A 24777-nucleotide genomic window follows, 5' to 3' on the forward strand; every position below is an offset into this window, starting at 1 on the left:
TCAAAGGCTCATGTCGAAACTCAGCAGGTAAACGTTTCTGTCGTATGTCTCCCAGCTCATGCTGGAATCGTTTTCCGTTCTGAGATACGACAGGGTCACGTCGATCCAACGGTCCGGCGACCAGGTCACGCCGGCGCCGTAGGACGTACGTTCGTCGTCCCGATCCAACCCCTTGTATTCGCGGTCGGAGAAGCGATACAGCAGCTCTGTGGAGATGCGTGACGTCCACTCATGTTCCCAGGCAGCCAGCGTGGTCCAGTCGTTGATGGTGCTGGCGCCGTCGTCACCTTCGTCGAAGGCGCGGCGGGTGTTGAGCTTGAATGCGGAGTAACTGCGCGGCTTCCAGGTGACGCCGACTTCCCACATGGGGCTGGTGAAGTCTTCACGCTGGTCACTGTCGAAATCCTTGCGTTCAGCGCCCAGCTTGACCGTGCCGGACGTCTTGGCGCCTGCTTCCCAGGTGGCACCACCGAGCAGCGCCAGGTTGGTGCTGTCGCGCAATGCAGTAGCCTGCTTGTAGTCATGATCGGTATGACGGACTTCCAGCAACGAACGCGTGGTCGCGCCGATGCGATGGAACCAGATGGAGTTGAACATCAGGCTGTCACGCTCTTCCGAAGCGTTCAGGTTGCCGCTGTTGTGGTAACGCCGCTCTTCGTAGCGGGTACCGAATTCCAGCTGGTTGCGAGCGGTGCGTGCACCGTAGACGTACGAGGCGCGGGCGATGGCGCTGCTGTACTTGTCGTTCTCGGTATCGATCTCGGTATCGGCCGTCTCTTCCACGCGGTGATAGCCCAGCCCCCAGTTCAGCCGATGCCTGGAGGTGAATTCCATGGCACTTCTGAGGTTGAGGTGGTGATCGGTGTTGCTGGCTTCGGAATCGGAATGGAAGATGTCGCTGTTGAAGGAATATTCCAGCTCGTACTCGCTGTTCCGATTGCCCGTTGCAAGCAGGAAGGTCGGGTTGATGCCCGTGACCCAGGATGCCTGTTCGTTATCCGACAAGCCGCGATAGTTGTCGTCGTAGCTCTCACGCACGATCAGCGTGGGGGTGAACTCGAAGCCGCCGATGCGAATATCCCGCGGATCGCTCGCCGCCCAGCCTTGAGTGGTCGCGAGGCAAAACAGCGATGCACCCGCAAGCGTGATGTTCCTCATAACGAATCCCTTCTCGGAGATGAATTGTTGTTCATGCCTCGACTCCAGCCGTGACGCTTGGCTTGTGAGGAGTCATAGACACGCAACAGACCGCAAATATCCGCGACAGTTGCACAATCGATCAGAGAGGGTTCAGGGAGGAGATGCGGCGGCAGACTGCCGTACGGAGCCTGCCTGACCTCAGCCAGACAGGGACGCCTGGCCGTATGCACTCGGCCAGAGGGAGTCCTCAGGCCGTTTTTCTAACGTCGTCGGGGATCAGATGCGTTCGATACGATCCGGGTGAATCAGGATGAGACCCTGCTTGTAGAGCCCACCGATGGCTTTCTTGAAGTTGCCCTTGCTGACACCGAACAGCTGCGCAATTTCATCAGCGGGGGTCTTGTCGCCAACCTCCAGGCTGCCCTGGTTTTCCTGCAGCTTTTGCATGATCAGCGTCTGCAGGGCATCACTGGCTTCGCTGCCCAGCGGTTGCAGGCTCAGGCTGATCTTGCCGTCGGCACGTACTTCCCGGATAAAGCCCTTTTCGCGCATGCCGCCGCGCAGGAACTTGAACGCCTCGTTCTTGTGAATCAGGCCCCAATGCTGGCCGTTGATGATCGCCTTGTGACCCAGATCGGTCCGTTCCACCACCAGCAGGTCGACTGCTTCACCGGTCGTGTAGCGCGCAGGCGTCTTGTCGAGGTAACGGTCCAGACGCGCCGTGGCGGTGATGCGCCGGGTGTGCTTGTCGAGGTAGACATAAACGACGCAGTAGTCACCTTCCTTCAGTGGCCGCTTCTCCTCGGAATGCGGCAGCAGCAGGTCCTTGGGCAGCCCCCAGTCAAGAAACAGCCCGATCCGGTTGATTTCCGCCACCTTGAGGCTGGCGAATTCACCCACCTGGACTTTGGGCTTCTCGGTGGTGGCGATGAGCTTGTCTTCACTGTCGAGGTAAATGAAGACGTTGAGCCAGTCATCAACCTCGGTAGGTGTATCTTTCGGGATGTAGCGATTGGGCAACAGGATCTCGCCATCCGGACCGCCGTCCAGATAAAGGCCGAACCCGGTGTGTTTGACGATTTGCAGGCTGTTGTAGCGCCCGATTGCGGCCATGGTGAAAATCCTGTGAGTCGAGGCCGGCGATTCTAGCAGGCCGGCACTCTGTCGGCTGCCGGGATCAACGGTCTGCCAGACCGATCCGAAGCAAGCGGCCCTTAGACGAATCCGTCAGCAAGTAGAGATAGCCATCCGGACCGAGGCGGACGTCGCGAATGCGCTCGTCCATGTCCTTGAGCAGACGCTCATCGTGGACCACCTTGTCGCCATCGAGCTGCAAGCGAATCAGCGAGCGATCCAGCAGGGCGCCCACGAACAGATTCTGCTGCCACGGCGCGAAGCGGTCGGCGTCATAGAAGGCCATGCCGCTGATGGCCGGCGACTGCCGCCAGACATGATGCGGCGGCTCGGTATCGGCAGCGGATTCGCCAGCAGCCTCGGAAATGGGCTGCCCGCTGTAGTCAACGCCATGGGTTGCCAGTGGCCAGCCGTAGTTGCGCCCCGGCTGGGGAATATTGATTTCATCGCCGCCGCGCGGGCCATGTTCATGAGTCCAGACCTCGCCGCTCCAGGGGTTGCGCGCTGCACCTTGCGGATTGCGGTGACCATAGGACCAGATTTCCGGGCGTGCGCCTTCGGTGTTCACGAAGGGGTTGTCCTGCGGCACCTGGCCGTCGGGCTCGATCCGCACCAGCTTGCCCTGGTGTTTGTCCAGATCCTGTGCAGTAGGCCGCTGGTTGTTTTCGCCAAGCGCTATAAAGAGCCGGCCATCACCATCGAACACCAACCGCGAACCGAAATGCAGGCCGCTGGAAAGCTTGGGCAACTGCTGAAAGATCACTGTGAAGCCTTCCAGCGAGCGCCGGTCGTCCGCCAGCCGACCACGTCCCACTGCCGTTCCGGCCTTGCCGTCGTCACCCTTGTGCGCATAGCTGAGATAGATCAGGCGGTCCTTGTGGAAGTCTGGCGAAAGCTGCACATCGAGCAACCCGCCCTGGCCTCGGGCATAGACCTGCGGCACACCCTCAAGAGGTTCGGACAGACGTCCCTCGGCATCGACCAGGCGCAACCGGCCGGGCCGCTCGGTCACCAGCATGGCGCCCTCATCGGGCAGAAAGGCCACCGCCCAGGGAAATTCCAGGCCACGGGCCACCTCCTCCACGCTGACTCGACCCAGCTCGCTATCGTGGTATTCGGCTTCGGCCATGACCAGCGGCGCACAGGCAAATGCAAAGCCACAGAACAGAGCACGGACGGCAGGGTGCGGCATGGGAGATCCTCCAGAAGGAATAGACGGTCTTTGAAAAGACCATGAACGCGACAAAACGCTTCAGCAATGTTTCGTTTTCCCGATGGCAGAAGCCACTCTTAACGGGCATGGTCGCTCCCACCCGCTTTTGCAGGACCAGCCCATGTCGCCCCCTGTATCGGAAAGTCAGACAGAAACCCGGTAAATCTGTATAATGCCCGGTTCGACTGACCAAAGGACCCTAATGACGATGGCCACCAAGACCACCTCCGCCAAACGCAAGCCAGAACCTGCCAGCGAAACCAGCCAGTCTCTGGCCGCCCAAATGGCCGCCTTTCTCAAGGCCGGCGGCGAAGTCCAGAAGATCCCCAATGGCGTCAGCGGCCAGACTCAAGGCCCGTCGCGACAGATCACCATCAGCAAGAAGTAACCTGCCCCGACTGATATAGCGAGCCTTCGCTGCCCTTGCCAGAGTGCAGCGGCTCGCCAGTTCTCCTCCGCGCCATTCGAGCACTTCATGACCGAGCCGATACGCCTGTCCAAACGCCTCGCCGAGCAGCTCGGCTGCTCCCGGCGCGAGGCTGAGCTGTATATCGAGGGTGGCTGGGTCAGCGTCGATGGCCAGATCATCGAAACCCCCTACTTCAAGGTTGCGCAGCAGCGTATCGAGCTACTGCCCGGCGCTATCCCTGCTGAAGTGTCGCCAGTCACGCTGTTGTGGCACAAGCCCGCCGGCCAGCCCGTCGCCGCCGACCCGTCTAGCGCCCAGGCACAGCTCGCCCAGACTGCACACTGGAGCGGCGACGATACGCGCATGACACCCCGCGCCCGGCATCTGGTACGCCAGACTGCACTGATGCCGCTGGATGCGGAGATCAGCGGACTGGTCGTGTTCAGCCAGCAGCGCGAAGTGATCCGCAAACTGACCGATCCGCGCGACAGACTCGAGCAGGAATTCATCGTGGAAGTGGCGGGTGAAGTCGAGGACGGCGGGCTTGCGCTGCTGGCCAAGGGCATTGGCCATCGCGGCAAAATCCTGCCCAAGGCCAAAGCCAGCTGGCAGAACGAAACCCGCCTGCGCATTGTCCTGAAGGCGCCGCAGGCCGGCGATCTGCACCAACTCTGCGATGCCATCGGCCTGCGCATGCTGAGCGGCAAGCGCATTCGCATTGGCCGCCTGTCGATGGCCAAGTTACCGCTGGGAGAGTGGCGCTTCCTGGGTGAGCACGAGCGCTTCTGAGTCACGCAAACACGCCTGTAAAATTGCCGAACCCAAGGGCGAATCCACTCGCCTGAAGACGCCCTTTGGTTAAAAACCAAGCAGTTCGCGTCAGGCCCAATGCCGCACTATGCTTTATTAAGTCGCGCTCGCGACCGAGAGTGATCGGGCCGGACTCCGATGACCTCGCCATCCCGATAAAGGTGCGCCATGCAGAGACTCCTCCGGGTGCTCGTACTCAGCTTGCTACCTTTGGCCTGCATGGCCCAGCAGCCTGTTGAAGTCTGGACGTACCATCTTTCACCACCGTTCAAGGTTGATGCTTCACGGGGGCTTTCGCAGGAATTCGTGGATTTGCTCAATCACGATCCCGCCAATGCCGGGCGCTTTCGCTTCGAGCTGGTTGAACTGCCGCGCAAACGCCTGGATATGCGTCTGGCCAACCACTCACCGGGCATTCTGCTCTGGGCCACTCCGCAGTTTTTCAGCGCTGCGCTGACGGCCAAGGCCACCTGGACGCAAGCCCTTCTGCTCGATCAGCAAAGCTTTGTTTCGCTACCCGACACGGCGTTCGAGTACGAGCGCCCACAGTCACTCAAAGGACTTATCCTCGGCGGCGTACTCGGTTATCGCTATGAGGGGCTCGAGAAGCAGATCGCCAGCGGCGCGATACGTCGCCAGGATGTACAGACCGATTTGCAGAATTTGCAGAAACTGCTCTCAGGCCGTATCGACACCCTGCTCATCGCGCACTCCACGCTGCTCTACTACCACCAGAGCGAAAAGCTTGGCGATCTGTACATTTCCGAAAAGCCCCTGTATCAATTCACCCGGCACCTGCTGATCACCAATAATCTGGGTGATGCGGTAACCGGCTTTCTCGATGACTTTCTCACGACTTTGCCGGGCAATCCGCACTGGCAGATCATCTTGAGCCACTACGGGCTTCAGTCCATGGTGGCGCCATAAGGCATGACTGAACTTGAAGCCGGGCACGCAGGCCAGACATCCACGACGCAGCGCAATGAAAAGAGAAAGGCATTTGATGAAGAACGCACTGGTGGTCGGACTGCTTGTCACCCTGGGTGGCTGCGCCTCGTATTCATGCGATCAGCCGGGTAGCGCCTGCCGCGCCGAGCGACTGCTCTACCAGAACGACCTGTTGCAGGCCAAGATCCTCATTTCCCAGGCCGATGAGGACGGTTACGAACTTGCAAAGGCCTTGCTCGATCGCAGCGCCCGCCTCGACAAGCGGGGTGAAACCGAGTTCTACCAAGCGCTGTTGCTGATTCGCCAGGGACCACAACAGGCGGAAGTGCTGCGACTGCTGGAGCGGGCCAGCAAAAAGGGGCATCCGCACGCGGTCGCGCTGCTCTACATGATGTACCAACAGCCCTTCCTGATTGATGAACAGCAGCCCGAAAAGGCCGAAGCCTATCGCCGCGCCTATGCAGGGCTGGATGTTGCGCAGAGTGGTTACCCTTCGTTTGAAAAGGCTCTGGAGCTGGTTTCCCACCTGGTCGAGCCGCCACCTCTGCCAGAGCAGGCGATCCCCTGCCCCAGTCATTGCCGGTAGTGTGCTAACCAGGCGTGGGCGTCTGGGAAATCTTTGGCTTCTGTTCTCCGTCGATAACCGCCTGTGCCTCTTCCCGCGTGGCGTAGGGGCCGGCAATGGTCGTACCGTCCATTTCCACCACCCAGCACGTGACCCACGTCGGACGCCAGCTTTTGGGTACTTCTTCTCCGCTCAGATGCCTGATGCTGGTCTGCATGACGACTGCCCTCGATCAAAAAATTGTGATTTGCCGTCACCTGTGGCGGCGAGGCTCATAACCTAGTGACCACGCCAGGCAACATTCTTCTCGCTCAAAATGCCGCAATTGTTTAACCGGTCGTTAAACCTGGTCGCTGAACGCTATAACGCCTGCGAACTGCCGGAGCGCCTGGCGACTCTATCGGAGCGTAGATTCCACCAACACGAGGGAGCACGATGCGGATTCGCCTGATACCTGGCTCGAAAATACTGCTGCTGTTGCTGGTCATGGCAGTAGCGCTGGTCGGCTGCAGTCGCATCAACCTCGCCTACCGGAACCTGGATCTGCTGATTGCCTGGTCGCTGGACGATTATCTGGACATGAACCGCAGCCAGCAGACCCGCCTGCGCGAGCAGTTACGCGAACATATCGCCTGGCACTGTCGCACGCGCTTGCCGGTTGACCTCGACGCCCTCCAGCGCATGCAGCATCAGATACGCCAGGGCGCTCTCGATGAACAAGCTGTTCGCGAGCATTATGCGGACATCAAGCAGGCTGTTCAGGCCGTGGCTGCGGAAGTCACACCGACAACCGTGCAGCTGCTGCGCGAGCTGGATGATCAGCAGGTACGCCAGCTCACCGAGGCACTTGCCCAGGACCAGCAGGAGCACCAGGAGAAATACCTGGCAGTGCCCCTGTCGCAGCAGATTCGCGAGCGTGCCGAACGCATGACCAAGCGCATCGAGCAGTCAACCGGAACGCTGAATGCCGCACAGCACCAGCGCATCCTGGCCTGGGCCCATGCTCTGGGCGGCCAGAATCGTCTCTGGCTGGAAAACCGCCAGCAGTGGCAGAACGCGCTGATCGAGGCTCTGACCGAGCGTCATGAAGGAGATTTCGAAAAACGCATCGCGCACCTGCTGCAGGCGCGCGAATCGATGGGGACTGATGCGTACCGCACAACCCTTGCCCGCAACGAAGGCGCGACCATTCGCCTGATCAGTGAGGTCTATGCGCTGTCTGATGCGAACCAGCGAAAAAAGCTCGACAACCGCCTGCAGCGCCTGCGCAAGGACCTCGGTTCACTGGATTGCCTGCCCGAGGCCTGAGCAGAACAGACGTCCTATGATTCGGCCCAGGGATCATAGGTACCGAAACTCCACAGATGCCCCTCCGGATCACGGCAACTGAAGCCGCGACCGCCATAATCTTCGTCTTTGAGCTCACGGACGATCTGCGCTCCGGCTGCCTTGGCCTTGGTATAGAGGGCGTCGGCGCTGGTGACGATGACATAGATGCCCTGCGTCGCAACACCACCCACCTCATCCGGCTGGCTGAGCAGACGGTCCTCCCGGGCATCATCTACAGGCCCCAGCATCAGCAGGCTGCTGCCAAAACCCAGCTGTGCGTGAAGGATGCCTGCCTGTTCATCTTCGACCACGTGCCGTCGCTCGAAATCGAACACCGCACACAACCACTCCAGCGCAGCGGGAAGATCGCGGTAACACAGGCAGGGAATCAGGTTGGCGGCGGTATTCTTGCTATACAGAGACATGGCTACTCCTTCGGACGGGCCGCCAAATACGGCACCTACGCAATCCGACCCGCAGCAGCCGGTTCAGGTTTCGTCGCGATCCCCAGCCAACCGTGTTCCGGAGCGCTCGAACACCAGCGCTTTCAGCCCGCTGTCAGGACTGATATCGGGAAATTCCGGCGGATTTTCCAGGCGCTGCACGAACACCAGTTCAGGCGCTTCGGCGGCGATACCCTGGATCAGGAAATCAGGCCCAGTATCCGGATCGTTGATACAGGCCAGCACCCTCCCGTTTGCCGTCAGCAACTCGGGCAGGCGGCGCAGAATCTTCTGGTAATCGCGGTCCAGCGCGAAACTGCCCTTCTGGAACGACGGTGGATCGACAATCACCAGATCATAGGGGCCGCTCTTGCGGATCTTGCCCCAGGACTTGAACAGCTCATGCCCGAGGAAGCTGACCCTGCTCAGGTCATGCTCATTGAGCCGATGATTGTCCCGTCCACGGCTTAGTGCCGCGCGGGCCATGTCGAGATTGACCACATGCTCGGCGCCACCGGCAAGCGCCGCCACGGAGAAACCGCAGGTATAGGCAAACAGGTTAAGCACGCGCAAACCCCGAGCCTGCTCCTGTACCCAGCGCCGGCCATAACGCATATCGAGAAACAGGCCATTGTTCTGCTTGATGCCCAGATCGAGCTTGTAACGCAGTCCATTCTCGCTGATGACCCATTCTTCGACTGGCTCGCCCAACAGTTGCTCCATGCGGCTGTCCGGCAGATAGCGATGCTGCAGCAACAGGCTGTGCGCCCCACTTGCCTGCCACCCGGCACCCTGGGTGAGCGACGACAGAAGCATTCTCAGCGCATCCAGTTCAGCAGTCGGTGGCTCGCGAAACAGCGACACCAGCACCACACCCTGCAACCAGTCCACGGTTACATGTTCAAGCCCCTCCCAGCAGCGGCCTCGGCCATGAAAAAGCCGTCGGGCCTCGGCAGGTGGCGACGCAAGGGCAGTGGTCAGGTGTTGCTGCAGCGTAGCGAGAGCATCGGGGTGCATGAACATCATCACAGGTCGGAAAGGTCGTGATTTTAAACGCGATTCAGGGCGGGTTGCGCATCCATCGCGCAGGGGAGTGCAAACGGCGGATGACGCGTTGCGGCTGCCACCCATGCTGAACGGCACAATGAAAAACGAGTCGGATTGACTGACACCCCTTTCGATCACTCGCTGTTCAAAACACCCGCAGCGTCCATCGAGAGGCTTGCGGCCCATGGCAGTTCCGCGCTTCATCTGGCAATCCGCCATCGCAATAAATGGGTCGAAACAACAGACGCAGCAAACTCGGCATCTGCGTGCAGAGCCAAGTAAGGAGTAAGGCATGATGGAATCCCCAGAGTCTCCCCTCGACCATGACGAAATCCCGCGTATTTCAACGGGCAGCGAAGGTCTGGATGACATTCTTGGCGGGGGCCTGGACCCCAACCGGATGTATCTGTACGAGGGCAGCCCCGGCTCCGGCAAGACCACCCTTGCCCTGCAGTTTCTGCTCGAAGGCATACGCCAGGGCGAGCGGGTGCTGTATGTGACACTTTCAGAAACTTTGCAGGAACTGAAGCTCGTCGCCAAACGGCATGGCTGGACGCTCGACGGGATCGATGTACTCGAACTGGTGACGCCCGAAACCAGCCTCGACCCTGCGCTCGAACTGACCGTGCTGCACCCCGCCGAAATGGAATTGAGCGAGACCACCCAGCAGGTCTTCGATCATGTCAGGCAGACCAACCCGAGCCGGGTCATATTCGACAGCCTCTCGGAGATGCGCCTGCTGGCGCAAAGCCCGTTGCGCTATCGACGGCAGGTGCTGGCGCTCAAGCATTTCTTCACGACCCGGCAGTGCACGGTCATTTTGATCGACGACCAGACCTCGGAAGCCGGTGACCTGCAGCTGCACTCGCTTTCGCATGGTGTCGTCATGCTCGAACAGCTGGCCATCAACTACGGCGCAGAGCGACGGCGACTACGGGTCATCAAGATGCGCGGTATCAAGTTCCGCGGCGGCTACCACGACTTCAGTATCCGCAAAGGTGGACTGGCCATTTACCCTCGGCTTATCGCCGCCGAGCACCACACGCCCTTCATGGGCGATCTGGTTTCCAGCGGTAATCACGAGCTGGATAGAATGCTCGGCGGAGGGCTGGAACGCGGCACCAATGCACTGCTGATCGGTGCAGCCGGCGTCGGCAAGTCCTCATTGGCGCTGGGTTACGCCGTAGCGGCATGCCAACGCGGCGAGCAGGTGGCTTTCTTCGTCTTCGACGAGGGGATCGGCACCCTGCTTGCCCGTGGTCGTGCGCTGGGTTTTGATATCGAGCCCTGGATTCAAAAGGGGCTGCTGCACCTGCAACAGGTCGATCCTGCCGAGCTTTCGCCTGGCGAATTCACCGCCGCCGTACGCCATAGCGTAGAGGAGCAAGGCGCACGGATAATCCTGCTGGATAGCCTCAACGGTTACCTGAACGCGATGCCGGACGGCCAATTTCTGATCCTGCAGATGCACGAACTACTCAGCTATCTGGGTCAGCAAGGGGTGATGAGCATGATGGTTCTGGCCCAGCACGGCCTGGTCGGACCGATGGAGACGCCTGTAGACATCAGCTACCTGAGTGATACGGTGATCATGCTGCGCTATTTCGAGCATGCCGGCATGGTTCGCCGCGCGCTGTCGGTAGTCAAGAAACGCAGCGGACGCCACGAAAACACTATTCGTGAATTCCGTCTTGGCGCCTCGGGCATCAAGGTCGGCGAGCCTCTTTCAGCGTTCAACGGCATCTTTTCGGGCACGCCGGAATACACCGGTGATGCGACTTTTCTCATGGCAGACGAGCATGACGACACCCAGGCGAGATAGCCCGATAGTAGCCGTCTATGCCCCCGTCGGCAGGGACGGTCCCGCATCGGCCGACCTGCTGCGCCGCAGCGGCATGAACACCGTGGTTTGTCACAGTGTCGACGAAGTACTGGAACGAGCCGAGCGGGACGCTGGCGCCGTATTCATTGCCGAAGAAGGCCTCTTCACACAGGACTTGGAGAAACTGCGCGCCTGGGTGGACAGGCAACCGACCTGGTCCGATTTTCCTTTCGTGGTGCTGACCAGTAAACACCAGCAACCGGCAGTTACCGCCTGGCGTCAGCGCATGGTTGCTGCGTTGTGCAACGTCTCGCTGCTCGAACGCCCGGTCCAGGCCATTACCCTTACCAGCGCTCTTCAGGCAGCGCTGCGCGGGCGTCTGCGTCAGTACGAAGTGCGCGCGCTGATCGAGGCGCGCGAGCAGGCCTCCCAAGAACTGGAAGCTTTGGTGGTTGAGCGCACCAGCGAACTGGAAAAGGCCAATCTCGAACTGCGCACACAGATGAATGAGCGCGCCCATATAGAAGAAACCCTGCGCCAGACACAGAAGATCGAGGCCATCGGCCAACTGACGGGCGGTATCGCCCATGACTTCAACAACCTGCTGATGGTCATCTCTGGTGGTCTCGACATGCTTGATCGGCGTGCGGACCCGGAACGCCGTCAACGACTGATGAACGGCATGCGTCAGGCCGCCCAGCGCGGAGCCGCTCTGACGCGCCAGCTGCTGGCATTTTCCCGGCGTCAGTCACTGGCGCCCGAGCCGGTGGACCTGGCCCTGCGCATCAGCCAGATGCGCGAACTACTCGACCGCAGCCTTCGCGGCGATATTCATGTTCAGGTGCAGTTTGCCCCGGACCTGTGGCCGATCGAGGTCGATCCAGGTGAGTTGGAACTGGTGATCCTCAACCTGGCGGTGAATGCCCGCGATGCCATGCCCGAGGGCGGCTCGATTCTGCTGCAGGCAACCAATGCGCCGAACGAGCAGGTGCTGGGCAGTCGGGGTGACTTCGTCAAGCTCGCGGTAATCGACTCAGGCATGGGCATCCCGGATGACCTGCGCGAGCGGGTCTTCGATCCGTTCTTCACGACCAAGGAAATCGGCAAGGGCTCAGGCCTGGGACTGGCCCAGGTCTATGGCTTCGCCCGGCAGTCCGGCGGGACCGTGTGGGTCGATTCGCAATGCGGGCGAGGCACCAGCGTGGTCATGATGCTGCCTCGTTCGGCGCGCCTGCCAGGTGAGCTGCCAACCGACGATATTCACGCCAGCGAGGCGTCACCCGAAGCCTCTGCCGGCCGCGTCCTGCTGGTCGACGATGACGAAGAAGTCGCCGCAACGGTTGCCGAAATGCTCCAGCACCTCGGTTATCAGGTAACCCATTGCGCCAGCGCTGCCGCTGCACTCAAGACGCTGACAAAAGGATGCCGGGTGGACATCGTCTTCTCCGACGTGATGATGCCTGGCGGTATGAACGGCGTGGAGCTGGCAAGGGAAATTCGGACACGACAATTCGGCGTTCCTGTCCTGCTCACCAGCGGCTATGCCGAGGCAGCGAGAAAGACTGCACAGGCCGAAGCCGTGCATGTGCTGGCAAAGCCCTACCGTCTCGAAGAACTGGCCGATGCATTGCAGAGTGCCATGGAAAGCGCCGAACTGAGCACCCTGCCCGCACTCTGAGCCGGCGCTGATCGAAGCAGCGCGACTCAGCCAGGATCACCGCCAACACGGATTGGATACAATCTGTAGATACAAACACAAATCATGTATACAATATGCAGGCAGCTCCTCTACCAGCCGCTCGCAGCCCGCCACTCAGCCGTCATGGCACACCGGCGCACTGCCGATCGGCAACAACAACCGATGACGGGAGTTATATGGCAAACACCAAGTACTATGCCCCCACCGGCGGGCATCCGGCGCAGACCGAACTGCTGACCGACCGCGCAATGTTCACCGAGGCCTATGCCGTCATTCCCAAGGGCGTGATGCGTGACATCGTCACCAGCCACCTGCCCTTCTGGGACAACATGCGCATGTGGGTTCTCTCCCGCCCGCTGTCCGGCTTCTCCGAGACCTTTTCGCAGTACATCGTGGAACTGGCCGACGGCGGCGGCAGCGACAAGCCCGAGCTGGACAAGAATGCCGAGGCCGTCCTTTTCGTCGTCGATGGCGAATTCACTTTGACGCTCGATGGCAGCACCCACGAACTGCGTCCCGGCAGCTATGCGTTCATCCCGCCTGCCTCGGAATGGAAGGTGCGCAACAACAGCGGTCAGGTCGCCCGCTTCCACTGGATCCGCAAGTATTATCAGGCCGTTGAAGGACTGGCGCAGCCGCAGGCCTTCGTCACCAACGAGCAGGACATCGAGCCGATTCCGATGCCAGGCACCAATGGCGCCTGGGTCACCACCCGCTTTGTCGACATGAGCGACATGCGCCATGACATGCATGTGAACATCGTGACCTTCGAGCCGGGCGGCGTCATTCCCTTCGCCGAAACCCATGTGATGGAACACGGTCTGTACGTGCTGGAAGGCAAGGCGGTGTATCGCCTGAACCAGGATTGGGTCGAAGTGGAAGCCGGTGACTACATGTGGCTGCGCGCCTTCTGCCCGCAAGCCTGCTATTCCGGCGGCCCCGGCAAGTTCCGCTACTTGCTGTACAAGGATGTGAATCGTCATATGGACCTTGGCAAATATAATCACCGGTCCTGAGCAAACCAGTCGCCCCATTGCGGGGCGACTCCCCCTGCGCTTGGCGCCCCTGGATCAGCAGACAGGGCATAACTGAGCTGGCTTTTCTGAACCCCACATTTCAGGACACTTCTGAAAACGTAGGCGAGGCAGCCAGCGCAAGACGAAATCAGGCGAAAAAGCGCAGTTTACAAGTCGTAAATGAGCATTTTGAGCCTGATTTCAACGCAGCGAAGGCAACGCAGCCAGTTTTCAAAGGGTCCTTCAGGAGGAGCCGGCAATGGCTGCCAATCGTCTCTGGATCAAGAACCCCCTCGCCATCTTCACCGCCAATGATCAGGACGCTTCCGGCGGGCTGGTCATCGAAAACGGCGTGATTATCGAACTGCTGGCCGCCGGCCAAGTGCCAGCCGCACCCGTCGACAGCACCTTCGACGCCCGCGAACACGTCGTGCTGCCGGGGCTGATCAACACCCATCACCACTTCTACCAGACGCTCACCCGCGCCTGGGGTCCGGTGGTCAACCAGCCGCTGTTTCCCTGGCTGAAAACGCTCTATCCGGTCTGGGCACGGCTGACGCCGGAAAAGCTCGAACTGGCGAGCAAGGTCGCGCTGGCCGAACTGCTGCTGTCCGGCTGCACCACCGCAGCGGATCACCATTACCTGTTCCCCGAAGGGCTGGAAGAAGCCATCGACGTCCAGGTCCAGGCCGTGCGCCAGCTGGGCATGCGCGCCATGCTCACCCGCGGCTCGATGAGCCTCGGCGAAGCCGATGGCGGCCTGCCACCGCAACAGACGGTACAGGAAGCCGAAGTGATCCTGGCAGACAGCGAGCGCCTGATCGGGCGCTACCATGAGCGCGGCGCCGGCGCGCAGATCCAGATCGCCCTGGCACCCTGCTCGCCCTTCTCGGTGACGCCGGACATCATGCGCGCCAGCGCCGCCATGGCCGAACGCCTGGACGTGCGCCTGCACACCCATCTGGCAGAAACCCTGGACGAGGAAGACTTCTGCCTGGAACGCTTCGGCCTGCGCACCGTGGATTATCTCGACAGCGTCGGCTGGCTATCGGACCGCACCTGGCTGGCCCACGGCATCCACTTCAACGCCGATGAGATCACCCGCCTCGGCCAGGCTGGTACCGGCATCTGCCATTGCCCAAGCTCCAACATGCGCCTGGCGTCCGGTATCTGCCCGACGCTGGAGCTGGAAGCGGCTGGCGCCCCCATCGGCCTGGGCGTAGACGGCTCGGCCTCCAACGACGCATCCAACATGATTCTCGAAGCGCGCCAGGCACTGTATCTGCAGCGATTGCGCTACGGCGCCGAAAAGATCACCCCGGAACGGGTGCTGGGCTGGGCCACTCGCGGATCGGCGCGCCTGCTGGGCCGCGATGACCTGGGGCAACTGGCCGTCGGCATGCAGGCTGATCTGGCGTTGTTCAGACTGGACGAACTGCGCTTCTCCGGTAGCCATGACCCGCTTTCGGCGCTGCTGCTCTGCGGTGCGGATCGTGCCGACCGGGTGATGGTCGGCGGTCGCTGGCAGGTGATCGACGGACAGATCGAGGGGCTGGATATCGCCGGCCTGATCGCCGACCACCGCCAGGCCGCCGCTCAGCTGATCGCAGGCTGATTACCTCTCCGCTTCACCAATGCAGCGGCGCCAGCAGGTTCTTCGTCGTACAGAACTCGCTGACGCCGCGCTATCTACCACACTCTTTAATAAGCTTTTAGGTGCGTCCCATCGACGCATTGACTTTCCAGTCAGCTATTTCTTGACCTAAAAGTCAGATACGGCTAGCTTCTACCGCCAGAGCCCAGAACAAGAACCCAGGAGGCCCCGTGATCCAGTTCCTACTCAATCGAGAGCTGCTCAGCGAGCAGACTCTCGACCCCAACATCACGGTACTGCAGTACCTGCGCGAGCACCGTGGCAAGACCGGCACCAAGGAAGGCTGCGCCTCCGGCGACTGCGGTGCCTGCACCGTGGTGGTGGGCGAGCTGGTTGACGACAAGCTGCGCTATCGCACGCTCAACTCCTGCCTCACCTTCGTCTCCGCGTTGCATGGCAAGCAGCTGATCGCTGTCGAAGACCTCAAGAACCGCGACCAGCTGCACAGCGTCCAGCAAGCGATGGTCGATTGCCATGGTTCGCAGTGCGGCTTCTGCACGCCCGGCTTCGTCATGAGCCTGTTCGCTCTGCAGAAGAATCGGGCCGCGTCAGGCGCAGTGCAAGAATACGACCCGGCCCAGACCCACGAAGCCCTTGCTGGCAATCTCTGCCGCTGTACCGGCTACCGCCCAATTCTCGAAGCCGCCGAGCAAGCCTGCGGCGCCCTGCACCCGGATCAGTTCGACGCGCGCGAAGCGGAAACCATCGCCCAGCTGAAAGCCATCGAGCCACGCGAAACCGCTGAGCTGAACAACGGCACCAAGCGCTGCCTGTCGCCGCTGACGGTGGCTGACCTGGCCGAGATCTACAGCGCCAACCCCGACGCCCGCCTGCTGGCCGGTGGCACTGACCTCGCGCTGGAAGTCACCCAGTTTCACCGAGAGCTGCCGGCGATGATCTACGTTGGCCATATCGCCGAGATGAAGAAGGTCGAAGTCACCAACAGCCATATCGAGATCGGCGCCGCCACCGCACTGACCGACTGCTATGAAGCGCTGGCCGCGGAATATCCCGATTTCGGCGAACTGCTGCACCGCTTCGCCTCGCTGCAGATCCGCAATCAGGGCACCCTGGGCGGCAACATCGGCAACGCCTCGCCCATCGGCGATTCGCCGCCACTGCTGATCGCCCTTGGCGCGCAGGTGGTGTTGCGCAAGGGCGAGCGCAGCCGCACCCTGCCGCTGCAGGACTACTTCATCGACTACAAGGTCACCGCCCGCGAGCAAGGCGAATTCATCGAAAAGATCCTCGTTCCGCGTGCCCGGCCCGACCAGATATTCCGCGCCTACAAGGTGTCCAAACGGCTGGATGACGACATTTCAGCCGTATGCGCCGCCTTCGATTTGCGTGTCGCCAACGGTCAGATTACCGAGGCGCGCGTCGCCTTCGGCGGGATGGCGGCCATTCCGAAACGGGCGGCAGCCTGCGAGGCCGCGCTGGTCAGTGAGCCCTTCACCATTGAAACGGCTGAACGCGCCTGCGAGGCCCTGGCCAACGACTTCACACCGCTGAGCGACTTCCGCGCCAGCCGCGAATACCGCCTGCTGGTTGCACAGAACCTGCTGCGCAAGTGCTTCCTGGAGCAGCACGCGCCGACAACCGAAACGAGGGTGACTTCCTATGCATAAGCCAACCAAATCGCAAGAGGAAATCACCGCCCTGTTCAAGCAGGACCTGGTGACCGGCGTCGGCAAGAGCGTCAAGCACGACAGCGCGCCCAAGCACGTGACTGGCGAAGCGGTATACGTCGATGACCGCCTGGAATTTCCCAATCAGCTGCACGTCTATGCGCGCATGAGCGACCGTGCCCATGCCCGCATAATCAGCATCGATACCTCGCCCTGCTACCAGATTCCCGGCGTAGCCATCGCCATCACAGCCAAGGACGTGCCCGGCCAGCTGGACATCGGTGCAGTCCTGCCTGGCGATCCGCTATTGGCGGACGGCAAGGTCGAGTTCGTTGGCCAGCCGGTGATCGCCGTCGCCGCCGACAGTCTGGAAACCGCACGCAAGGCGGCCATGGCCGCGATCATCGAATACGAAGACCTGGAGCCGGTGCTGGATGTGGTCGATGCGCTGCGCAAACAGCATTTCGTGCTCGACAGCCACACCCACAAGCGTGGCGATTCAGCCAGCGCGCTGGCGACCGCGCCACGTCGCCTGCAGGGCACGCTGCATATCGGCGGTCAGGAGCATTTCTACCTGGAAACCCAGGTCAGCTCGGTCATGCCCACCGAAGACGGCGGCATGATCGTCTACACCTCCACCCAGAACCCCACCGAGGTGCAAAAGCTGGTGGCCGAGGTACTGGGCATTTCGATGAACAGGATCGTCATCGACATGCGCCGCATGGGCGGTGGTTTTGGCGGCAAGGAAACCCAGGCCGCGGGCCCCGCGTGCATGTGCGCGGTGATCGCGCATCTGACCGGCCGGCCGACCAAGATGCGTCTGCCGCGCATGGAAGATATGCACATGACCGGCAAGCGCCACCCCTTCTACGTCGAATACGACGTGGGCTTCGATGACGACGGCATGCTCCAGGGCATCCAGATCGACCTGGCCGGCAACTGCGGCTACTCGCCGGACCTCTCGGGTTCCATCGTCGACCGCGCGATGTTCCACTCCGACAACGCCTACTACCTGGGCGACGTCACCATCCACGGTCATCGCTGCAAGACCAACACCGCCTCAAATACCGCCTACCGAGGCTTCGGCGGCCCGCAGGGCATGGTCGCCATCGAGGAGATCATGGACGCCGTGGCGCGCGAGCTGGGCAAGGATCCGCTGGAGATCCGCAAGCGCAACTACTACGGCAAGACCGAGCGCAACGTCACGCCCTACTACCAGACCGTCGAGCACAACATGCTCGACGAGATGACCGCCGAACTGGAAGCCAGCAGCGACTATGCAAAGCGACGCGAAGAGATCCGCGCGTTCAATGCCGCAAGCCCGATCCTAAAGAAGGGCCTGGCGCTGACGCCGGTGAAGTTCGGCATCAGCTTCACCGCCAGCTTCCTCAACCAGGCCGGCGCGCTGGTGCACGTCTACACCGACGGCAGCATCCACTTGAACCACGGCGGCACCGAAATGGGCCAGGGCCTCAACACCAAGGTCGCGCAGGTGGTGGCCGAGGTATTCCAGGTGGATATCGACCGTATCCAGATTACCGCCACCAACACCGACAAGGTGCCCAATACCTCGCCGACGGCGGCCTCCAGCGGTACCGACCTCAACGGCAAGGCCGCGCAGAACGCTGCGCTGACCATCAAGCAGCGACTGGTCGAATTCGCTGCCCGGCATTACACCGTCACCGAAGAAGATGTTCAGTTCAAGAACGGTCAGGTGCGTATTCGTGATCGTTTCATCACCTTCGAAGAGCTGATCCAGCAGGCCTATTTCGGCCAGGTGTCGCTGTCTTCAACGGGCTTCTACCGCACGCCGAAGATCTACTACGATCGCGACCAGGCACGCGGGCGGCCCTTCTACTACTACGCCTACGGTGCGGCCTGCTCGGAAGTGCTGGTCGATACCCTGACCGGCGAATACCGCATGCTGCGCAGCGACATCCTGCACGACGTCGGCGCCTCGCTGAACCCGGCCATCGACATCGGCCAGGTGGAAGGCGGCTTCGTCCAGGGCATGGGCTGGCTGACCATGGAAGAGCTGGTGTGGAACGACAAGGGCAAGCTGATGACCAGCGGCCCGGCCAGCTACAAGGTGCCGGCGGTGGCCGACATGCCGCTGGATCTACGGGTCAAGCTGGTGGAAAACCGCAAGAACCCGGAAGACACGGTGTTCCATTCCAAGGCCGTCGGCGAGCCGCCGTTCATGCTGGGCATCTCGGTGTGGTGCGCGATCAAGGATGCCGTGGCCAGCCTCGCCGACTACAAGGTGCAGCCGAAAATCGACGCGCCGGCCACGCCGGAGCGTGTGCTCTGGGGCGTCGAGCAGATGCGCAAGCTGAAGCAGGCGACGACCGCACCTGCAACGGAAACCACACCAGCCTGACGTAGGGTGGACAACGTTTTACTTGTCCACCTGTGGCACAACACGAACGTTCCGGTGGAAACGCTTTGCAGCTTTCACCGGGCGCGACGAAGGACAGAACCATGAGCAACACGGTCTGGATCAACGCACTCGCCGACCTGCAGCAGCAAGGCGAACCCTGCGTACTGGTGACCATCATCGAGGAGCGCGGCTCGACGCCGCGCAATGCCGGCTCGAAGATGGTGGTCAGCCGCGAGCGGCTGTATGACACCATCGGCGGCGGCCACCTGGAGTACAAGGCACAGGCCATCGCCCGCGAGATGCTGGAAAACCGTGTGCGCGAAACCCGCCTGGAACGCTTTTCCCTCGGCGCCAGCCTGGGCCAGTGCTGCGGCGGCGCCACGGTGCTGCTGTTCGAACCCATGGGTCAACCCCAGGCGCACATTGCGGTGTTCGGTGCCGGCCACGTCGGCCGAGCGCTGGTGCCGCTGCTGGCCAGCCTGCCCTGCAAGGTGCGCTGGATCGATTCGCGGGATAACGAGTTTCCCGCGCAGATTCCAGCTGGCGTGGAAAAGGTAGTCAACGACGAGGTGGTGGATGAGGTGGAGAACATGCCCGCCGGCAGTTACTTCATCGTCATGACCCACAACCACCAACTGGATCTCGAACTGACCGCGGCGATTCTCGGACGCAACGATTTCACCTACTACGGCCTGATCGGTTCGCAGAGCAAGCGCGCCAAGTTCGAGCACCGCCTGCGCAACCGCGGCTTCCAGCCGGAAACCGTGGCGCGCATGCGCTGCCCAATGGGCATCAGCGAGGTGAAGGGCAAGCTGCCGGTGGAAATCGCGGTGTCCATTGCAGGCGAGGTGATCGCCACTTATAACGCCAACTTTGGTGAAAAAAGCACAGGCGGCGAAAAGCCCGTACCGATGCTGGTGCCCGCCTCGCGCCGCTCGCAGGCTGGCTGACAGGGCGTGATTCGCTGACGAAGCGCGCCTGCTTTCCTGTGGGAGCGGATTTAGAAGCGAACGCCGCCCAGCCGCTCCCAGAGGGCTTGAGTTGGACCGCATCCTCAATGCCCGAACCCGCCTCATCATCTACCACGCTGCCAACACATCACTCCAATTCCGAGAACCACGATGTCCCAGATCAAAGCCTTTCGTGCCTCCATTCTTCACAGCCTTGCCGACCCGCGTGAGGTGGGCATCGAGCAATCCCACGAGTATTTCGACGACGGCCTGCTGATCATCGAAGACGGCAAGGTTGCGCAAATCGGCCACGCCGCCGAGCTACTGCCCAGTCTGCCCACCGGCACAGAGGTACTCGAATACCAAGATGCGCTGATCACCCCCGGTTTCATCGACACCCATATCCATTACCCGCAGACCGGCATGATCGCCTCCTACGGCGAGCAGCTGCTGGACTGGCTCAATACCTACACCTTCCCCACCGAGCGCGCGTTCGCCGACAAGGCCCACGCCAGCGAAGTCGCGGATGTCTTCCTGAATGAATTGCTGCGCAACGGCACCACCACCGCGCTGGTGTTCGGCAGTGTGCACAAGGCGTCGGTGGATGCCTTCTTCGAGGCCTGCGAAAAGCGCAATCTGCGGATGATCGCCGGCAAGGTGCTGATGGATCGCAATGCGCCCGACTACCTCACCGACACCGCCGAATCCGGCTACGCCGACAGCAAGGAACTGATCGAGCGCTGGCACGGCAAGGGCCGGCTGCATTACGCCGTCACCCCACGCTTTGCGCCGACCAGCACGCCCGAGCAACTGACGCTGGCCGGCAAGCTGTTCAAGGAATACCCGGATCTCTACATGCACACGCACCTGTCCGAGAACCGCCAGGAGATCGAGTGGGTGCGCGAGCTGTTCCCCGAGCGCAAGGGCTATCTGGACGTTTACGACCATCACGGCCTGATCGGCGCGCGCTCAGTGTTCGCCCACGGCGTGCACCTGTGTGACGACGAATGCCAGCGCTTGGGCGAAACCGGCTCGGCGGTCGCCTTCTGCCCGACGTCCAACCTGTTCCTGGGCAGTGGTCTGTTCGATCTGGAGAAAGTGGAAGGCTTTGGCGTGCGGGTCGGCCTCGGCACCGACATTGGCGCGGGCACGAGCTTCTCCCAGCTGCAATCCTTGAACGAGGCTTACAAGGTCATGCAGCTGCAGGGCAAGAAACTCGACCCGTTCAAATCGCTCTACCTCGCCACCCTGGGCGGTGCCCGTGCGCTGTACCTGGACGACCGGATCGGCAACCTGCAACCGGGCAAGGAAGCGGATTTCGTGGTGCTGGACTACAAGGCCACACCGCTAATCGACTTTCGCCTGAGCCAAGCGAAGACGCTGCCAGAAAAACTCTTTGCGCTGATGATGCTCGGCGACGATCGCGCCGTGAAGGAAACCTACGCGGCAGGGGTTTCGGTACATCGCAAGGCATGAAGCCAGACCGTAGGGTGGAAAACCCGCAAAGCGGTTTTCCACGCGTCGTGTCCGGTTACCCTCCAACACCCACCTGGCCGTGGAACCGCGTGGATGGCTTCGGCCATCCACCCTACGGCTCTCAGCGTTTCTTGGCGCCCTTTCCGTTCTTTCCGACGATATGGGAAAACACGGCGTGCAGGTCGCGGGAAGCGCTGTCTTCGTCGAGGTTGAGCTTGCTGTCGACGTGATCCATGTGATGCATCATCAGGCTCACCGCCTTGTCGCTGTCACGTGCAGCAATGGCGTCAATCAGCTGGTTGTGTTCGTCATAGGAGCAATGCGAGCGGTTGCCGCTTTCGTACTGGGCGATGATCAGCGAGGTCTGGGACACCAGGCTGCGCTGAAAACTGACCAGCGGCGCGTTCTTCGCAGTCTCGGCCAGTTTCAGGTGAAATTCGCCCGACAGGCGAATGCCGGCGCCGCGGTCGCCACGGGCAAAGCAGGCCTGTTCGTCGATAACCATCTGCCGCAACTCGCCCAGTTGCTCGTCAGTGGCGTGCTGCACCGCCAGTTCGGTGATCGCCCGTTCCACCAGGCGTCGTGCGAAGAAAATCTGCCGGGCCTCTTCAACGCTCGGGCTGGCAACGACCGCACCACGGTTGGGACGCAGCAATACCACCCCTTCATGAGCCAACCGTGACAACGCACGCCGGATGATGGTGCGGCTCACTCCGAAGATTTCCCCCAGCGCTTCTTCACTGAGCTTGGTGCCCGGTGCCAGACGCTGCTCAAGGATGGCGTCGAAGATGTGGGCGTAGACGATGTCGTCCTGCGTCCCGGTACGCACCTTACCGTTTCGGGCCGGTTTTTTCAGAGGCTGCAGTTGTTCGTTCATGATGGCTCGCATCGAGGTTTCGGCAAGGCGAACTTTACTTCGTTTCAGTCGCTGACTGGAGTAGCCATTGGTTATAGAGGCTTATTTATTCGCGGCAATTGTGCACAAACCAACACAGCCGATCACGTCCAGGCCTCGTATTTCCTCGCGTCAGCCCGGACATAGACCTTCCTTGCGTCGTATTGCCGCAGTTAATCGCTGACTGGAGGCAAAACATGGTTGCTTTTCTTGTATACAAAAGCATAATCGGCCAAGGCCTTTCTGACCTCCAAGTCAAAAACCGAGACAGATTGAGCCCTCACCATCACCTGCCTCAAGAGTTTCCAACTCTGGGTGATCGACAACAAGAACGATGAGGAAACACCCCTTGGAAAGCACCAAGCAGGAACAACAGGCCCTTGCCGTGCAGCCGGATAAGCCCGGTTTGCTCGATCGATTCTTCAAGCTCAGCGAACACCGCACCAGCGTTAAAACGGAACTGCTCGCCGGCCTGACGACCTTCGTCACCATGGCCTACATCATCTTCGTCAACCCCAACATCATGGCCGAAGCCGGAATCGACCACGGTGCGGCCTTCGTCGCAACCTGCGTCGGCGCCGCACTGGGCTGCCTGCTCATGGGTCTTTATGCCAACTGGCCGGTGGGCCTCGCGCCGGGCATGGGGCTGAACGCCTTTTTCACTTACACCGTAGTAGGTGAGATGGGCTACAGCTGGGAAGTCGCGCTGGGGGCTGTGTTCCTGTCAGGCGTCCTGTTCATGATCATGAGCCTGTCGCGGCTGCGCGAATGGTTGCTCAACAGCATCCCCATGAGCCTGCGTTTCGCTATGGGCGCCGGGGTCGGACTGTTTCTCGGGTTGATTGGCCTGAAGACCGCCGGCATCGTTGTCGACAACCCGGCCACGCTGTTATCCATGGGCTCCTTCGGCGAGCCCAACGCTCTGCTGGCGGCCATCTGCTTCCTGATGATCGCCGTGCTCAGTCATCGCAATGTATTCGGCGCGATCCTGTTCAGTATGCTCGCCGTGACTGGCGTAGGCCTGGCCATGGGCCTGGTGGAGTACAACGGGCTGGTGTCGATGCCGCCGAGCCTGGCGCCGACCTTCCTGGCCATGGACATTGCCGGCGCCTTCAATGTGGCGATGATCAGCGTCATCCTGGCGTTTCTGTTCGTCAACATGTTCGACACGGCCGGCACGCTGATGGGCGTCGCGCACCGCGCAAACCTGGTGGATGAAGATGGCAAGATCCAGAACCTGTCCCGCGCACTGAAGGCCGACAGCACTTCGAGCGTAGCCGGTGCCTTTGTCGGCTGCCCGCCGGTGACCAGCTACGTGGAAAGTGCATCAGGTGTGGCCGCCGGTGGCCGCACCGGACTTACCGCCGTGACTGTCGCGGTGCTGTTCCTGGGCGCAATGTTCTTCGCACCGCTGGCCGGAATGATTCCCGCCTATGCCACCGCCGGCGCGCTTATCTATGTGGCGATGCTGATGATGAGCGGCATGGCGCATATCGACTGGAAGGACCATACCGACACCATCCCGGCGATCGTGACCGTGATAATGATGCCGCTGACCTTCTCCATCGCCAATGGCATCGCACTGGGCTTTCTGACTTATGCGACGCTGAAGCTGCTGACCGGGCAGGCCAACAAGGTTTCAATCAGCCTCTATGTGCTGTGCATCGTGTTCATCGCCAAGTTCGCATTTCTCTGAATTCAGCCCCCCACCAGCCAAGACCCCGATGCTTTTGCCTCGGGGTCTTTTTTTTCGACAAAAAAACACCCGCCAGGAGCGGGTGGCAGGCTCAAGAGTGGAGCCTTCAGAGCATGGTTCGGGTCGTATCAGCTTCCGCGATAGGTCGAGTAGCTGTAGGGCGAAATCAGCAGGGGCACGTGGTAGTGATCCTGCTCGGCACTGATGCCGAAGCGCAGCACCACTACATCGAGGAAGGCAGGCTCGGCCAGTTGCACACCGCGCGCGCGGTAGTAATCGCCGGCACTGAACTGCAGCTGGTAAACACCAGAGCGGTAGTCTCCACCCTCCAGCAAAGGCGCATCACAGCGGCCGTCGGCGTTGGTGTGCTGGCTGGCGACCAGCGCCAGACTGTCACCCTGCACGCGATAGAGTTCAATCTTGATGTTGCTGCCAGGACAGCCGTGGGCGGCGTCCAGTACGTGAGTAGTCAAACGTCCCATAGATTTCCGGCGCTGCAGCAAAGCTGCCCCTGCAGGCGCCT

At 61.2% G+C, this 24777-nt stretch carries 22 protein-coding genes; 14 read left to right on the forward strand and 8 right to left on the reverse strand.

What is annotated here, in order from left to right:
- From NAV32_RS14175 to NAV32_RS14185, 3 genes are all read right to left on the reverse strand, one after another.
- Positions 1-1158 carry an outer membrane beta-barrel protein gene (locus NAV32_RS14175; RefSeq protein ID WP_256053441.1) on the reverse strand — a complete coding sequence of 386 codons (1158 nt, stop codon included), beginning with the start codon at positions 1156-1158 and terminating at the stop codon, positions 1-3.
- A 258-nt stretch (positions 1159-1416) separates the two neighbouring features.
- Positions 1417-2253, reverse strand: coding sequence for a CvfB family protein (locus tag NAV32_RS14180; RefSeq protein ID WP_256053442.1), 837 nt, complete (start codon positions 2251-2253; stop codon positions 1417-1419).
- A gap of 64 nt (positions 2254-2317) precedes the next feature.
- Positions 2318-3466: a PQQ-dependent sugar dehydrogenase gene (locus NAV32_RS14185; protein WP_272890290.1), complete on the reverse strand. Its 1149-nt coding sequence runs from the start codon at positions 3464-3466 to the stop codon at positions 2318-2320.
- A 229-nt stretch (positions 3467-3695) separates the two neighbouring features.
- Here NAV32_RS14185 and NAV32_RS14190 point away from each other — a divergent pair, with 229 nt between their 5' ends.
- From NAV32_RS14190 to NAV32_RS14205, 4 genes are all read left to right on the forward strand, one after another.
- Complete coding sequence (locus NAV32_RS14190; RefSeq protein WP_181085055.1) at positions 3696-3875, forward strand: hypothetical protein; 180 nt, start codon at positions 3696-3698, stop codon at positions 3873-3875.
- 87 nt (positions 3876-3962) lie between these two features.
- Positions 3963-4685: an RNA pseudouridine synthase gene (locus tag NAV32_RS14195; protein ID WP_256053443.1), complete on the forward strand. Its 723-nt coding sequence runs from the start codon at positions 3963-3965 to the stop codon at positions 4683-4685.
- Positions 4686-4874: 189 nt separating this feature from the next.
- Positions 4875-5633, forward strand: a complete 759-nt coding sequence (locus NAV32_RS14200; RefSeq protein ID WP_256053444.1) for a substrate-binding periplasmic protein — start codon at positions 4875-4877, stop codon at positions 5631-5633.
- Between the two features lie 76 nt (positions 5634-5709).
- The gene (locus NAV32_RS14205) at positions 5710-6240 is read left to right on the forward strand and encodes a hypothetical protein (RefSeq protein ID WP_256053445.1); all 531 of its coding nucleotides are present in this window, start codon (positions 5710-5712) and stop codon (positions 6238-6240) included.
- Positions 6241-6244: 4 nt separating this feature from the next.
- Here the strand turns inward: NAV32_RS14205 and NAV32_RS14210 are convergent, their stop codons facing one another.
- Positions 6245-6436 (reverse strand): hypothetical protein, encoded by a 192-nt coding sequence (locus tag NAV32_RS14210; RefSeq protein WP_256053446.1) that lies wholly within the window; start codon positions 6434-6436, stop codon positions 6245-6247.
- Positions 6437-6654: 218 nt separating this feature from the next.
- Here NAV32_RS14210 and NAV32_RS14215 point away from each other — a divergent pair, with 218 nt between their 5' ends.
- On the forward strand, positions 6655-7527 hold the full coding sequence (locus NAV32_RS14215) for a DUF6279 family lipoprotein (protein WP_256053447.1): 873 nt from the start codon (positions 6655-6657) through the stop codon (positions 7525-7527).
- Positions 7528-7541: 14 nt separating this feature from the next.
- Here NAV32_RS14215 and NAV32_RS14220 read toward each other — a convergent pair whose 3' ends face one another.
- Positions 7542-7973 carry a VOC family protein gene (locus NAV32_RS14220; RefSeq protein ID WP_256053448.1) on the reverse strand — a complete coding sequence of 144 codons (432 nt, stop codon included), beginning with the start codon at positions 7971-7973 and terminating at the stop codon, positions 7542-7544.
- Positions 7974-8036: 63 nt separating this feature from the next.
- Positions 8037-9008, reverse strand: coding sequence for a class I SAM-dependent methyltransferase (locus NAV32_RS14225; protein ID WP_256053449.1), 972 nt, complete (start codon positions 9006-9008; stop codon positions 8037-8039).
- A gap of 325 nt (positions 9009-9333) precedes the next feature.
- On the opposite strand from NAV32_RS14225, the gene NAV32_RS14230 reads away from it, so the two are divergent.
- The 8 genes from NAV32_RS14230 to guaD all read left to right on the forward strand — a co-directional run bounded on the left by NAV32_RS14230 (position 9334) and on the right by guaD (position 21663).
- Positions 9334-10860, forward strand: coding sequence for an ATPase domain-containing protein (locus NAV32_RS14230; protein ID WP_423836437.1), 1527 nt, complete (start codon positions 9334-9336; stop codon positions 10858-10860).
- Positions 10838-12538 (forward strand): response regulator, encoded by a 1701-nt coding sequence (locus NAV32_RS14235; protein WP_256053451.1) that lies wholly within the window; start codon positions 10838-10840, stop codon positions 12536-12538. The genes NAV32_RS14230 and NAV32_RS14235 overlap by 23 nt, the downstream gene beginning before the upstream one ends.
- A 197-nt stretch (positions 12539-12735) precedes the next feature.
- Positions 12736-13575, forward strand: coding sequence for a bifunctional allantoicase/(S)-ureidoglycine aminohydrolase (locus tag NAV32_RS14240; RefSeq protein ID WP_256053452.1), 840 nt, complete (start codon positions 12736-12738; stop codon positions 13573-13575).
- A 259-nt stretch (positions 13576-13834) separates the two neighbouring features.
- Entirely contained in the window at positions 13835-15190 is a 1356-nt protein-coding gene (locus NAV32_RS14245) for an 8-oxoguanine deaminase (protein ID WP_256053453.1), read from the forward strand.
- A gap of 209 nt (positions 15191-15399) precedes the next feature.
- Complete coding sequence (gene xdhA, locus NAV32_RS14250; RefSeq protein WP_256053454.1) at positions 15400-16857, forward strand: xanthine dehydrogenase small subunit; 1458 nt, start codon at positions 15400-15402, stop codon at positions 16855-16857.
- Positions 16850-19237: a xanthine dehydrogenase molybdopterin binding subunit gene (gene xdhB, locus NAV32_RS14255; protein WP_256053455.1), complete on the forward strand. Its 2388-nt coding sequence runs from the start codon at positions 16850-16852 to the stop codon at positions 19235-19237. Before xdhA ends, xdhB begins: the two co-directional genes overlap by 8 nt.
- A gap of 101 nt (positions 19238-19338) precedes the next feature.
- Positions 19339-20187 carry a xanthine dehydrogenase accessory protein XdhC gene (gene xdhC / locus NAV32_RS14260; protein WP_256053456.1) on the forward strand — a complete coding sequence of 283 codons (849 nt, stop codon included), beginning with the start codon at positions 19339-19341 and terminating at the stop codon, positions 20185-20187.
- 171 nt (positions 20188-20358) lie between these two features.
- Positions 20359-21663, forward strand: coding sequence for a guanine deaminase (gene guaD / locus NAV32_RS14265; RefSeq protein WP_256053457.1), 1305 nt, complete (start codon positions 20359-20361; stop codon positions 21661-21663).
- 121 nt (positions 21664-21784) lie between these two features.
- On the opposite strand, the gene NAV32_RS14270 is transcribed toward guaD, so the two are convergent.
- Positions 21785-22540 (reverse strand): GntR family transcriptional regulator, encoded by a 756-nt coding sequence (locus NAV32_RS14270; RefSeq protein ID WP_256053458.1) that lies wholly within the window; start codon positions 22538-22540, stop codon positions 21785-21787.
- A 367-nt stretch (positions 22541-22907) separates the two neighbouring features.
- On the opposite strand from NAV32_RS14270, the gene NAV32_RS14275 reads away from it, so the two are divergent.
- Complete coding sequence (locus NAV32_RS14275; RefSeq protein WP_256053459.1) at positions 22908-24254, forward strand: NCS2 family permease; 1347 nt, start codon at positions 22908-22910, stop codon at positions 24252-24254.
- A 128-nt stretch (positions 24255-24382) separates the two neighbouring features.
- Here NAV32_RS14275 and uraH read toward each other — a convergent pair whose 3' ends face one another.
- Complete coding sequence (gene uraH, locus NAV32_RS14280) at positions 24383-24736, reverse strand: hydroxyisourate hydrolase (RefSeq protein ID WP_256053460.1); 354 nt, start codon at positions 24734-24736, stop codon at positions 24383-24385.
- Between the last annotated feature and the right edge of the window lie 41 nt (positions 24737-24777).

This window comes from Stutzerimonas stutzeri (assembly GCF_024448695.1).
Classification (GTDB): Bacteria; Pseudomonadota; Gammaproteobacteria; order Pseudomonadales; family Pseudomonadaceae; genus Stutzerimonas; species Stutzerimonas stutzeri_T.